Annotated in this window: 13 protein-coding genes; 9 read left to right on the top strand and 4 right to left on the bottom strand. The window is 40.7% G+C overall.

Translation table 11 applies throughout. The annotated features are described in order from the left end of the window. The first annotated feature begins 16 nt into the window (after positions 1–16). The 4 genes from nagA to MN086_RS10055 all read left to right on the top strand — a co-directional run bounded on the left by nagA (position 17) and on the right by MN086_RS10055 (position 3430). A complete protein-coding gene (nagA, locus tag MN086_RS10070) occupies positions 17–1141 on the top strand; it encodes an N-acetylglucosamine-6-phosphate deacetylase (RefSeq protein WP_248575874.1) in 1125 nt (374 codons plus the stop codon). Positions 1142–1145: 4 nt separating this feature from the next. Then, positions 1146–1616: a PTS glucose transporter subunit IIA gene (locus MN086_RS10065; RefSeq protein ID WP_248575873.1), complete on the top strand. Its 471-nt coding sequence runs from the start codon at positions 1146–1148 to the stop codon at positions 1614–1616. Between the two features lie 142 nt (positions 1617–1758). Further along, the gene (locus MN086_RS10060) at positions 1759–2391 is read left to right on the top strand and encodes a response regulator transcription factor (RefSeq protein WP_248575872.1); all 633 of its coding nucleotides are present in this window, start codon (positions 1759–1761) and stop codon (positions 2389–2391) included. After that, positions 2378–3430: a HAMP domain-containing sensor histidine kinase gene (locus tag MN086_RS10055; RefSeq protein WP_248575871.1), complete on the top strand. Its 1053-nt coding sequence runs from the start codon at positions 2378–2380 to the stop codon at positions 3428–3430. Before MN086_RS10060 ends, MN086_RS10055 begins: the two co-directional genes overlap by 14 nt. A 10-nt stretch (positions 3431–3440) precedes the next feature. Here the strand turns inward: MN086_RS10055 and MN086_RS10050 are convergent, their stop codons facing one another. The 3 genes from MN086_RS10050 to MN086_RS10040 form a co-directional block, all read right to left on the bottom strand. Next, positions 3441–4334 (bottom strand): hypothetical protein, encoded by an 894-nt coding sequence (locus MN086_RS10050; protein ID WP_248575870.1) that lies wholly within the window; start codon positions 4332–4334, stop codon positions 3441–3443. A gap of 77 nt (positions 4335–4411) precedes the next feature. Next, positions 4412–5791, bottom strand: a complete 1380-nt coding sequence (locus MN086_RS10045) for a PTS transporter subunit EIIC (protein ID WP_248575869.1) — start codon at positions 5789–5791, stop codon at positions 4412–4414. Beyond that, positions 5784–7610 (bottom strand): HPr family phosphocarrier protein, encoded by a 1827-nt coding sequence (locus MN086_RS10040; RefSeq protein WP_248575868.1) that lies wholly within the window; start codon positions 7608–7610, stop codon positions 5784–5786. Before MN086_RS10040 ends, MN086_RS10045 begins: the two co-directional genes overlap by 8 nt. A 168-nt stretch (positions 7611–7778) precedes the next feature. Between MN086_RS10040 and MN086_RS10035 the strand changes: the two genes are divergently transcribed. Both MN086_RS10035 and MN086_RS10030 read left to right on the top strand, forming a co-directional pair. After that, complete coding sequence (locus MN086_RS10035) at positions 7779–9512, top strand: ATP-binding protein (RefSeq protein ID WP_248575867.1); 1734 nt, start codon at positions 7779–7781, stop codon at positions 9510–9512. 27 nt (positions 9513–9539) lie between these two features. Continuing rightward, entirely contained in the window at positions 9540–10808 is a 1269-nt protein-coding gene (locus tag MN086_RS10030) for a zinc ribbon domain-containing protein (RefSeq protein ID WP_248575866.1), read from the top strand. 4 nt (positions 10809–10812) lie between these two features. Here MN086_RS10030 and MN086_RS10025 read toward each other — a convergent pair whose 3' ends face one another. After that, positions 10813–11226, bottom strand: coding sequence for a rhodanese-like domain-containing protein (locus MN086_RS10025; protein ID WP_248575865.1), 414 nt, complete (start codon positions 11224–11226; stop codon positions 10813–10815). Between the two features lie 285 nt (positions 11227–11511). On the opposite strand from MN086_RS10025, the gene MN086_RS10020 reads away from it, so the two are divergent. From MN086_RS10020 to MN086_RS10010, 3 genes are read left to right on the top strand one after another with little or no spacing between them, the layout of a single operon-like run. Further along, on the top strand, positions 11512–11901 hold the full coding sequence (locus MN086_RS10020; protein WP_008244699.1) for an NAD(P)H-quinone oxidoreductase subunit 3: 390 nt from the start codon (positions 11512–11514) through the stop codon (positions 11899–11901). Next, positions 11883–12425, top strand: coding sequence for an NADH-quinone oxidoreductase subunit B family protein (locus MN086_RS10015; RefSeq protein WP_248575864.1), 543 nt, complete (start codon positions 11883–11885; stop codon positions 12423–12425). Before MN086_RS10020 ends, MN086_RS10015 begins: the two co-directional genes overlap by 19 nt. Then, positions 12425–13207 (top strand): NADH-quinone oxidoreductase subunit C, encoded by a 783-nt coding sequence (locus MN086_RS10010; protein ID WP_248575863.1) that lies wholly within the window; start codon positions 12425–12427, stop codon positions 13205–13207. Before MN086_RS10015 ends, MN086_RS10010 begins: the two co-directional genes overlap by 1 nt. Positions 13208–13214: the final 7 nt, after the last annotated feature.

Below are 13214 nucleotides of genomic sequence, written 5' to 3'. Positions count from 1 at the left end.
GTGAGGTAAGAACACAATGAAAGCTATTCGCAATGCAAAGCTATTGATTGATGACAAGATTGTTGAAGATAAAGTGCTTTTATTTGATCACAAGATCGTCAATATCGTAGAGGAGAGCGATCTTACAGGTATCGAAATAATCGATGCCAGAGGTGCTTATGTCAGTGCAGGGTTTATTGATCTGCATATACACGGAAGCGGTGGTGCAGATGTGATGGATGCCACACCTGATGCACTGGAAACGATCTCTTCAACCCTGCTTCAAACAGGGACCACCTCTTTCTTGGCTACGACGATGACAATGTCAAGTGAAGCCATTGACAAGGCTTTACAAAACATACAACTGCATGCGGCTAAGGTCAGCGGTGCAACTCTGCTCGGCATTCATCTTGAAGGACCTTTTATCAATGCAGAGAAACACGGTGCGCAGGATAGAACCTATGTGCAGCCGCCGAACATGGCACTGATAGAGAACTATATGAACGAAGTTAAAATGATCACACTGGCACCTGAAATAGCAGGTGCGGAAGAGTTTGTAAAGCGATTGACAGAAGCATATCCTCATATCATCCTCAGTATCGGGCATTCTGATGCAAGCTATGAAGAGAGTCAGGAGAGTTTTACCTGGGGTATCTCGCATGCCACGCATCTCTTTAATGCCATGAACTCCTATCATCATAGAAAACCCGGCATCGTAGGTGCAGTATTTGACTCTGATGTGACCTGTGACATGATCGCAGATCTGGTACATACCCACCCGAGCACACTGGAACTGGTACAGAGAGTCAAAAAAGAGAAACTGATACTTATCACAGATGCTATGAGGGCAGGATGTATGAAGTGCGGCACCTATGATCTGGGGGGCAGGCGTGTTGAGGTCAATGAAGGTAAAGCAGTACTTGACGACGGTACGCTTGCAGGTTCTGTACTGAAGATGAATGAAGCATTGTCGAATATGAAGAAACACACCTCTATGGACCTTGTTGAGATCGTCAATGCTGCGACGAAGATACCCGCGGCCAAACTGGGTATAGCTAAAGGGGAACTGCGAGAAGGCTATGATGCGGATATAGTCATCTTTGATGAAAATTTCAGTATCATATCAACCATAGTGAATGGTGAAGTAAAGTATAAAAGGTAGAGAAATGTTCGGATTTTTAAAACGTAAAGTAAGAGAGATAAAGTCACCTGTAGACGGACAGGTCGTAGCACTTGAAAGTGTGGATGATGATGTCTTTTCACAAAAACTTGTAGGTGACGGTGTAGCGATCATTCCTATGTCTGATGTGTTTTCAGCACCGATAGAGGGAAAGATCACAAAAATATTTTCTACGAACCATGCCTATAGTATAAAAAGTACAAAAGATCTAGAGGTGATGGTTCACATCGGCTTAGAGACTGTGGCACTTGAGGGCAAAGGTTTTGAACGCCTTGCGAACGAAGGAGACGAAGTGAATGCAGGGGACCCCATCATCCGTGCTGATCTCTCCTACATTCGGAAACATGCTAAAGATATCATCACGCCTGTGATCATCTCCGAGGAGAGTGATGTGAAAAGTATCGACAAACGATTGAATATCGTAAAAAGCCAAGATATCATTATGGAGGTAAACTAATGCCAATGAATGACAATATCTATTATTATGTGATCTACGGTCTGATCTTGGTCGCATTTCTCATTGTGCTCAAAATGCCTAAGAAAAAGAAATAATCTTCTATAATATTTTCTTAATATTACTGGTTGTATACTCTAATATTATGAGAATACTATTACTTGAAGATGACCAGATTTTATGCGATAGCCTGAAAGAGTTCCTGGAGCTGGAAGGGTATACGATAGATGTGGCACATCGTGGACCTGAAGTATTTGACCTCACGTTCACCCACAAGTATGACCTCTACATTTTAGATGTGAATGTCCCTGAGGTCGATGGTTTTGATGTGCTCTCAGCACTCAAAGATGCAGGAGATGAAACCCCCGCTATCTACATCACTGCCCTTACTGACATCAACTCCATTTCCAAAGGTTTTGCCATCGGAGCAGAAGACTATATCAAAAAACCTTTTGATCCCGAAGAGCTACTGATACGTATTAAACGAAAATACCAAAAAGAGGATGAACTGCTTTATCTGAATGATATTACGTATAATCCGGTGACTAGAGTGTTACAAAAATCAGGACAGACCATAGGATTGGGAGATGTGCAGCAAAATATTTTTCATGCACTCATCACATCGCAAAATAAAATTGTAGAGAGTTACAGACTGATGGACTTTTTAGAACAGCCTACCGCAAATGCCTTACGTGTAAATCTTGCAAAATTAAAGAATAAATTAGGCATAGAGATCAAAAATATACGCGGGAAGGGGTATATGATTGAAAAAGTATGAGCGAGAATCATTTTTCAAAAGTTTTTTGATATTCCTGATACTTTTAGAAGTCTTACTGGCGATTAATTTTTGGAATGAATATCAAATTAAAAAAGTAGAGATAGAAGACAAGATCCATATAGAGATGAAACTCTGTGCTTTTTCCTTACAGTGTGCAGGGCTTACAACAGACTTTGTGGATAAGGATGAAACCAAAGAGGAGAACATCCTCTATCAAGATGGCGGTTTTTATAGCTATTTCAAGGTGCCGACATCAGAAAAGTATCTGATGAAGGTCATGTATTCAAAAGAAAATTATATACAGAGAGTGGAGAAGTTGGCCAATAAACTGTATGGAAAATTTTGGTTTTACTCTGTCTTTGCTGCATTTGTCTCTCTTCTTTTCTCTATCTATTCACTGATGCCATTGCAAAGAGCACTTCGTATCAATGAAGAGTTCGTAAAAGATATCCTCCATGATTTCAATACCCCTATCAGTTCTATGCTTATCAACTTAAAACTTTTTAAAAGAGAGATAGGGGAGAATCAAAAAATACAGAGACTTGAAAACAATATCCAAAGCATACTCTCTTTACAGGATAACCTGCGTATTTTTCTCAAGGGGGTTCCGGCACAATCAGAAAGATTTTCCTTGAAAGAGTTGGTGCAGGACCGTGTACACTATTTTGAGGTACTCTACCCTGATGTGAGATATAAAACGGCTATAGAGAAAACGACTTTGGAGACAAACAAAGATGCATTTACACGTATTTTGGATAATCTTTTAAGCAATGCAGGCAAATACAATAGTGTCAATGGTACTGTCGATATTATATTGCAAGGGAGCACTTTAACGATACAGGATACAGGAAAAGGTATTAAGCATCCTTCCAAAGTGTTTGACAGATACTATAAAGAACAAGCCAGAGGCATAGGAATAGGGTTGCATATTGTAAAAAAACTGTGTGATGAATTGACCATACCTATTAAGATACAAAGCAAGAAAAATAAAGGTACAAAGATCGAATTAAATCTCTACAACGTTATCTCTGTCAAATAGCTGGTAGATCCTATTTATTTTCCTGCTTCTCTTTTATAAGCAGCAGGATACGTTTTTTGTAGTTTGGGTCTTTATTGATTTTGTATGCAGCAATGAGATCTTCAAGCGATCCTTCATTGAAGAGTTTTTCTTCTTGTAAGGATTTTTTTCTTCTTTTTAACATACTGTATTGGTGGTTTGAGAGTGCACCTCTTGTCTCTTTTTGTGAAAGATATGCGGATAATGTATCAAGAGGTGCCTCATATAAATAATATGTGTAGATCTCTTCTTGTGTTTTGATCTGTAGCTTTTGAGCGATGATCTGCAACTGTGCTAATTGTTTTCGTGTGCGGGCCCGTTTTTCGTAGCGTCTATAATACTCATAGATGAGCTGTTTTGGCAGCTTTGTTTGAATGCTTTCGATCCCATCTGCATGGTATCTTCTAATGGCATCTTTGTAGAGCTCCTGGAGATGTGAATAGTCCTGAACTTCAACCAAAAGAGTTTTTACACCCTTGTATCTTCTCGGCGCTACAGATGCGATCACCCCCACTGAATATAAAGAATCAACAGGAGTAAACCCCTGACGTTTCAAACGTTTCAATATATGGGTATAGTTTGTCTTTGGATCGGTATGCAGTGTAAGTGCTGCTTGTTCGGGTTTACTGAGATTGTAAAGTATATATTCGTTCTTACGATGAAGCAGGAAGCCAAGGTACTTATTTTTTTTATCATAAAGGTAGAGGTATTTCTGATCCTCGTTGATCGTTTCTAATTCTGTTCTTGTGAAGTACGCACGGTGGTGTTTCATGTAGGGGGTATACTCTACAACAGTGACTTTATTGATCTCTCCGGGGACATACAGTCTGTTTAAAGAACAGCCGCTAAGAAGTATAAAGAAGAGAAACAAGACAACTGTACGCATAGATATATCCTGAAGGTTTTTTCTATAAGTATAATGCTTATAAGTTAATATATGGCTAATACAATCTTAACCAATAGTTAGCCTCTTTGCAAGAATGTCTTTATCTTCTCTGCGATACCCTCTGCTTTCGTCCCCAATACGACTTGGACACTGCGTCTATCCGGACGGATGACACCTTTTGCCCCTAAGCGAATCAAGGCATCGTCCCTAAGCAGCGAACTGTCATGAACCTGCATACGCAATCGTGTGATACATGCATCGGTATGAATAATATTCTCTTCTCCTCCCAAAGCAGCAATAAATGCTTTTGTCTCCTCATCCGATTCGACCGTTTTCTCTTCTATCATCTCTTCAAAGATATTGAGTTTAAAGAGTTTGATCGTGTAGTAGGAAGTGATAAAATAGATAAGAGCGAACACTGCTCCCAGTGGGAGGATAAGCAGGGGGTTTGTAGCCAGTTTATAGTTGATCACATAATCTATAAAACCTGCCGAAAAGCCGAATCCTGCGTGAATGTCTAACATCTGTGCTGCTGACAGTGCCAGACCGGTAAGCAGTGCATGTAAAACAAAGAGCAGAGGGGCTACGAACAAAAAGAGAAACTCCAAGGGTTCCGTGATACCCGTGAGAAACGAGGTAAATGCCACACCGGCCAAAATAGCACCGACTTTTTTACGTGACTCTTTTGGGGTGTTCAGGTAGATAGCATAGGCCATTGCAGGCAGACCGAACATCATGATGAGATAAAACCCTGACATATAGACACCCGCGGTTTTATCGCCGGCAAAAAAACGATGCAGATCACCGTTGGCCACCACTTCTGCACCCTCTTTGATGTATGTGTATTCTCCCAGCTGGAACCAGAACACAGAGTTGAGTATATGGTGCAGTCCCAGCGGAATGAGAAGACGGTTGAGTGTGCCGTAGATAAATGTGCCTGTCTCTTTTAATCCAATGATAGTATTTGAAAATGCATCGATACCGCTTTGCGCGAAGTGCCAGAAATACCCTGCAAGGATCCCAACCCCTATAGCAGAGACAGCAGTGAGAATAGGGATGAAACGTTTTCCCCCAAAGAAGCCTAAAAATTCCGGCAGTTTGATGGTGTGATAACGGTTATAAAGAGTACCGGCTATGACACCGATGATGATACCGACAAATACACCCATATTGACCTCTTTGTCTATGCTGAGATAGACCGCTTTGGCGATGAGTACACCTATCGCACCTGAAAGTGCTGCGGCACCGTCATTGTTCTTTGCCAATCCATAGGCGATACCTATACCAAAAAGAAGATCAAGATGGGAAAAGATCGCATCTCCGGCACTCTTCATAATGAGGGCTATCTGGCCGTCAAAGATATCACCAAAACCCAAGCGAAGCAGAAGTGCAGCTACAGGGAGTACTGCAATAGGGGTCATCAGTGCTTTTCCGATGCGTTGAAGTAAATTAAACATCTCTTATCTCCTCTTTTGTTTGCGCGATACTTTTGGGGGAAACACTGAGCGTCTCCATCCCCAGGTTTAAAAGCTGAGGTATGGCATCTTTATTTGCCGCCAGCTCACCACAGATACTTACCGGTTTGGTTGCGGTATGAAGAATGGTCTCAATGGCAGAAAAGAGTGCCGGTGAGAGTTCATCCGCTTTGAGCAGAGGATGTGTTCTCTCTATGGCAAAAAGATACTGTGTAAGGTCATTGGTGCCGATAGAGTAGAAATCTACGACATCATTGAATGATTCCAGCAAGAAAAGTACTGAGGGTACTTCTATCATGATGCCAAATTGAAGGTGTGAAATATCAAGCTGGTATTTTCGGGCTACGTTCTGTGCAAAGGATTTTGTTTGCGTGAACTCTTCCACCGAACTGATCATAGGGAACATGATCTTGATAGGTTTATCTCCTGCAGCCAGGAAGATCGCATGTAACTGCTCTTCGAGAAGTTCGGGATGTGTCTGGAATAGACGTACCCCGCGTACTCCTAAAAAAGGGTTCTCTTCAGCAGGTATCTCTATATAGGGCAGGGATTTGTCCCCGCCAACATCCAGTGTACGAACGGTGATATCATCAAAGAGTTCAAAGATCTCTTTGTAGGCTTTTTGCTGTGTCTCTAAAGAGGGTTTGACATCCTTGAATAAAAATTCTGAACGCAAAAGACCTATCCCTTCGGCACCTTCCTCTTTTGCCGTTTTTGCTGTATTTGGATCTGCAGCATTGGCAAACACTTTGATAGGTCTTCCTTTTTGTGTGATGGCCGGTTCAAAACGTTTTTCAGCAGCACGTACTTTTTGTACATGATCTTTTCCCCTATGTTCTTTTGCTTTTTGCAGATCATTGGCACTTGGATCTTGAACGATCACACCGGCGTGTGTATCGAGTATGACACTCTCTCCTTCACTAAGGTTCTGCGTATCTGCAATAAGAGAAGAGATACCCGAAGCACGGAGCAAAATAGCGGTATGAGAGTGGATAGAAGTCTCTTTCAAGACCACTCCTGTAACGTTTGTCTGCTGCAGATGGTCTATTTCGCTGGGGAGCAGGTCCTCACATAGCAGTATAAAGGGGCTGTCAGGAAAAGTGACTTGTATCTCCAGCCCCAAATGTTTTTTGACACGTTGGAGTATATCCTGATAATCACTTTTTTTCGCATCCAGTTTTGTACCTATCAGGTTTTTGGATCCCTCTTCGACTTTCTCTTCGAGTTCCCTCAAAGTGTGACAGTCTGTACCTAGAGAGAGAAGGAGTTCTTTTTGTGCAAGGTAGATAGCGGCATTTTCATCCTCTTCTTTGTTGCGATAAAGTGTTTCCAGTTCCTCTATACTTTTAGAAAGTGCGGTACTAAAGTCCATCTCACTTTGATGCTGTACCTCTGTTGTGCGGTAGGTGTAGGTAGGGGCAATGGCAATACCCTCAGAGATGATCTCTCCTTCTATGACAGAGCCTTCATAACTGTATACAGCTTTTTCTCTCTGTTTGATCTCTTTGTCATTTTGCATCAGTGTTTCAAAAAGACGCTGCAGTGCTTCAAGTGCCTCGTCTGCCTTTTTCCCTTGAGCAACCAACGTGAAGGTATCGCCTTTCTCCAAAGAGAGTGAAAGTAAGGTATTGACACTTTTGGTGTCGACACTTTTGTTGTTAAAGGTCGCAGTAAGCTGACAGGAGAATGATTTGGCCAATGAAGCAAACTGTGCAACGGGTCTGAGGTGAAAACCGTTATGCGAGGTGACGGTAAGTTGTACAGAGAGAGGTTTTGAGAAGAGGTTTTTAAACAGGAACATCGCTTATTTTGTATCTTTTGAACAGAGAGGTTCGGCCATGGCTATAGAGTGTGCTTTAGTCGTTATCAGGGCAAGACACATCTGTTCTCCTTTTGTGCACATTAATGTATTACTCAAAGTATAGCAAATATTTGTTATACTCAAATTATTAACTATGAGGAACACGCATTGAAATACCTTATTGATTTTATTGAGACAAAAGATGTAAAGAAGACATTGATCTTTGAACATTTGAAATGCACGAAAGAAGAAGCATCTTTGGTACAGTATATTTGTAAACGTTATGTGGCAGGGCTGGAAGAGATCTCTGTACTGGAGATACTGCAAGAGAATTTTTCATCAGAAGGGTACGAGTATCTGAAAAAACTGGGATTGATCAAAAACCTTTTGGACCTGGGATGGATGATACAAGTGAGTTTCGGACAGGTCAAAGCACATGAAGCATCCACATTGGAACTGCTCAGTACATCCGTGACACCAAGTATCTCTTTGCTGCGTCTGCTCGAAGAGGGATCACTGGAGATATTCCTTCCGGAAGTCAAACCTTACACAGACCATCTTGAGTATCTCCAGGATCAGTTTGATATGGTGTCACTTTTACATAAGATCGCTACATTCAAACAAGGTTTTGCAGACAACTCACTCAGTATAGGACGATTGAAGAACAAATTGACACTTTTGACAACGCGTATAGAGGAACGTGTCAAAATGACAGAGACACCTATCGTTGTCGAAGAGTTCTTTAAAGAGAAAGAGCTGGATGAAAAAGAGAAGCGGATATTCCTGGCACTGCTTAAAGAGGAGTATAGCGGAGGAGAAGGACAATTCAGGGATATGAATACGTTGATAGAACTCATCAGCTTTGACGAGTACGAGAAGATAAAGAACCGTGCATTGCTTGAAGATGGTGCAAAACTGATCTCTGAGGATATCATCGATTATGAAGAGATACTCAACATGTTCGGTGGGGTCAGCCGCTCTTTTTACCTGCAAGAAGAGGTGATGCAGCGCATTATACACCCCAAAAAAAGCAAAAAAGTCACCAAACTTAAGTTGGATGCACTGGTACAGGAACAAGAGCTTTTCGAGTACTTAAAACCTACAACCACCCTGGATGATGTTGTGTTGCATCCTAAGACAAGAGAGACTTTACATAATGTTGTTAAACAGGTTGACAAAGAGGTGTTCAAGAAGCTCAAAGAGTGGGGGATCAAAGACAAACGTAAAGGTATTGATGCGCGTATCATTTTCTACGGTGCCGCAGGAACAGGGAAAACAATGACAGCCATGAGTTTGGCAAAAACACTCAAACGTCCTATACTCTCCTTTGACTGTTCGAAGATCCTCTCTATGTATGTAGGGGAGAGCGAAAAGAACGTACGTAGGATATTTGATGATTTTAAAGAATTAAGCAAAAAAGCAAAAGTGGACCCTATCTTGCTGCTCAATGAAGCAGACCAGTTTTTGAGTTCAAGAAGCGAAGGGACAGGAAGTTCGGCAGATAAAATGCATAACCAAATGCAAAATATCTTCCTCGAACAGATAGAGAAATTTGAAGGTATACTCATCGCTACGACCAATTTGCTTGGTAATATTGATAAAGCATTTTCGAGACGATTCAACTATAAGATCGAATTTAAGAAGCCGGGGAAAAAACAGCGTCTCAGACTCTGGCAGTTCATGCTTCCTGAAAATGCAGATTATGAGGAGGGATTTGATATGGCAGAACTTTCCAAATACGAACTCACCGGCGGGCAGATCAATCTTATCATCAAAAACACAGCCTATAAAGTAGCGGTGCGTGAAGAGAGTGTGTTCGGAAATCAAGACTTCCTTGAAGAGATCGAGAAAGAACTCGGTTCGAGCTTTGAAGGGACAAAAAGTATGGGATTCAAAGTGTAATTTTACCTCTTCAAACAAAGGAGTACGATGTTTTCTTATCTAAGATCATTCATGACAAAGACCAAGTCAACGTTATTTACGTTCAACAATGAACCCTTTTCCAAGTTTTCGATACTTTTGATCCTCATTTTAGATATCTTTTTGTTCATTACGATCTTAACGGGGATCGACTCTGAAAAAGATATGTCTCCTGCGGTCAGTGTCAAATATCCCTACCAGTGTAAGAGTCATTTTGACCCAAAATATAAACGTAGTGTCTGGAACAGTGCAACAAGAGGATATACCTATGACAGGTTTCCTTTTTCAGAGTATGCATCTTTTTATATCACTGCCCATTCAACATATGAGAGCGGTAAAAAGTTCCAATCCTATACGGATAAAAGAATGGCACCTCTCTGTACCGAGCTGTATCAAAAAATCGCTGTTTTTGCTCAAACCAAAGCATTTAAAAATAACAAAGAGCTCACGCATAATCTAAGAAATGAGAAACGAAATGTGTTATCAGAAATCAATAGTATTGAAAAAAGATACAATACTGCACTTTTCGAAAAAATTTCTTCTTCCCAGGAAGAGCGAGATAAGAAGATAAGGGATAAATATTACAGTTTGCTTGAAAAAGAGAAAAATATTGATAGGCAGATCAAAGAGATCAAATCAGTAGCTGCTTATAAAGGCTATCAGGCGTATGTGGATTTTGTCAATACAAATAGAGAGAGATTTAACGAAGCCTATGATTCCTATGCCTTTTGGCAACCCTTTATTTCATTTCTCTATTTGTTAAAATTTACCTTTCCTTTATTACTTTTATCTTTTTTAGCCCATAGGTTCTCTACAAGTCCTGCAAGAAAAATATCCGTACCCAATAAACTTGTCACCTTGATCAGTTCTCATATCATCATCATTACTTTACTTCCACTATGTATTGATGTGATGCGTTTGATCTTTCATATTATTCCAAAAAGGTTTTTAGAGAAGATCATTACTTTTTTATATGAATACGGCTTTATATTCTTGGGGTACTATTTTTTGATGTTGCTTGGTATTGTGGGTATCGGTCTGGTTGTTTTTTTTATACAAAGAAGTGTTTCCCGAAGAGAAAAACGAAGAAGAGAGATGAAGGAGAAGACCCTCTATATTGATGCCTATAATCAAAGCAGGTGCCCACACTGTAAAAACAGGGTGGATTATAGTAAAAACTATTGCGGTTTTTGCAAAGAGGAGTTGAACAGGGTGTGCAGCGCATGTAATAAACGCACACCCAAACACATTCAGTATTGTATAGAGTGTGGTACATAGGCAGCTATTTTACGAGTGTAGCTCCTGCACCGATCAATTGGATGATCCCTCCCTTGACATTAAGTGGGGTAAACCCGTGCTCTTCTAATATGCGCGAGGCAGACACACTTCTGCTTCCTGTTCTACAATAGACAATGATCTTTTTATCTTTATCTTGCTTGAGCATTCCCAGGTTTTGACTGAGTGCATCTACAGGAATAAGTGTCGCATCTCTGAGATGACCGCTTTTATACTCCTGTATCGTTCTTACATCAAGAAGTGTCACATTATCGTCATTTTCCAGCAGATAGATCGCCTGTTTGGCATCTATGGATTCAAAGTTGGCAAGTATCCACCCTTTTGAGTAGGCAAACCAGAAAACCAGGCCTGACATGGCGATCCAGTAGAGTACATTCATAGGGTTTTTTAAAAGAGCCATTTTTTTGTTCCTTATAGTTATTATAATTTTATTTGATATTGTAGCGCTATTTTCTTTATGCATCGTTACATCTCGTTACATAACAAACAGTAATCATAGGAAGGATGAAACCCTCCCAAAATCTTTTAATCATCTTTTAGATAATATAAAGCTAATATTCTAAAGGAATTTCTCTACTGGAAAAAGCAAGTGAAAACTTAAGCCTAAGGTGAACTTCAGTGAGAGGAATTGAAAACGGGCTCCGCCTGTGTTTCAAAGAGAATTGATGAAATTAAAGGGATTAACATGACTCATGTAATTACAGAACATCCGTATTTTGGTGTATTTGTTTTATTTGCGTTGACAGCAGTGGCGTTCCCAGCGACGCTATGGGCTGCACGTTTCGTTAGTAGAAAATTTGCAAGACTTGATACGGAAAGACTTAAATTAAGTATATACGAATGTGGACCAGAGGTGACTAAACAACCTAACGCCATTTCTGCACAGTTTTATCTGATAGCACTTTTGTTTATCTTGTTCGATGTAGAGATCATTTTTATGTTCCCTTGGGCAATCGACTTTAAATTACTCGGTTGGTTCGGTTTTGCTGAGATGATACTATTTATCTTACTACTTGCGATTGGTTTCGTATATGCATGGAAGAAAGGAGCACTTGAATGGCACAGCATCAAGTAAACTACGCCAGCGCAGCTGGCTTGCCGATAGCATTGACTTCGGTAGACAAACTCGTAAACTGGGGGCGTTCAAACTCACTTTGGCCGCTCACATATGGACTCGCATGTTGTGCGATCGAAATGATGGCATCGGGGGCATCCCGTTATGACTTCGATAGAATGGGAACGATCTTTAGAGCTTCTCCAAGACAAGCAGATGTGATGATCCTCGCTGGAACACTCTCTAAAAAGCACTCTGAGTTTGCTAGAAGACTTTATGACCAAATGACAGAGCCTAAATGGGTGATCTCTATGGGGTCATGTGCAAATACCGGTGGTATGTTCAACACCTATGCAACAGTACAGGGTGTGGATCGTATCATCCCTGTAGATATCTATCTTCCAGGATGTGCACCAAGACCTGAAACACTTCAGTATGCACTGATGATGCTTCAAAAAAAGATTCGTAAAGAGTCTGCAGATATGAAGAAAAACACAAAACAAGACCTGACAAATCAAACGGGTAAAAGAGCGAGGTTGATCTAATGAGAAAATACGTACCAAAAGACAACGTTCAAGGGAAAGCATACTATACAGATAGATTTTGGGTAGCACCACGTGTACCAAGAAGTGAAGTAGAAGATGCGCATTTCGCAGCAGTAGTGAAAGCATTGGGTGATCAATCGAATGAATCCTATATGGAGATCGGACAGCTTGTCGTACATATCGATGCGACCAATAACTTTGCTGTACTCAAAACACTGAAAGAAGAATGCGGATACACACAATGTTCTGAGCAATCTGCTGTAGATTACCTGGCAAAAGATGGAGAGTTTGAACTTTTTTATCAGCTTCTTAATGTGAACGAAGCTAAAAGAGTAAGGGTTGTATGCCGTATTAAAAAGGGTGAAGCGATCGAGAGTGTTGTACCTCTTTTCAAATCTGCGAATTTCGCAGAACGTGAAATGTATGACATGTTCGGTATCAAAGTGAACAATCATCCATACCTTAAACGTATCATTATGCCTGATGACTGGGAAGGGCATCCATTGCTTAAAACCTATCCTCTGCATGGAGATGAGTTCGCTTCATGGTATGAAGTCGATAAGATCTTCGGGAAAGAGTATAGAGATATCATCGGACCGGAAAACAGAGATCCTGCAAAAGTAGACAGACATGATACAAAACGTTTCTCAAGGGTAGGATATGAAGTACCGTTCGGTGCAGATATTTCTGAAGGCGAAAAAGAACAAGCAGTTGAGTATAGTGAAACATTCATGGTCAACTATAATAAAAAATCAGCTAAGCAATTAGACGAAAGAAAATAGGGGAGCC

Origin of the sequence: Sulfurovum sp. XGS-02, assembly GCF_023213175.1 — a bacterium.
GTDB lineage: Bacteria > Campylobacterota > Campylobacteria > Campylobacterales > Sulfurovaceae > Sulfurovum.
The sequence above is the reverse complement of the archived record's forward strand: the minus strand, read 5'-3'. Positions and strand labels throughout refer to the sequence as shown.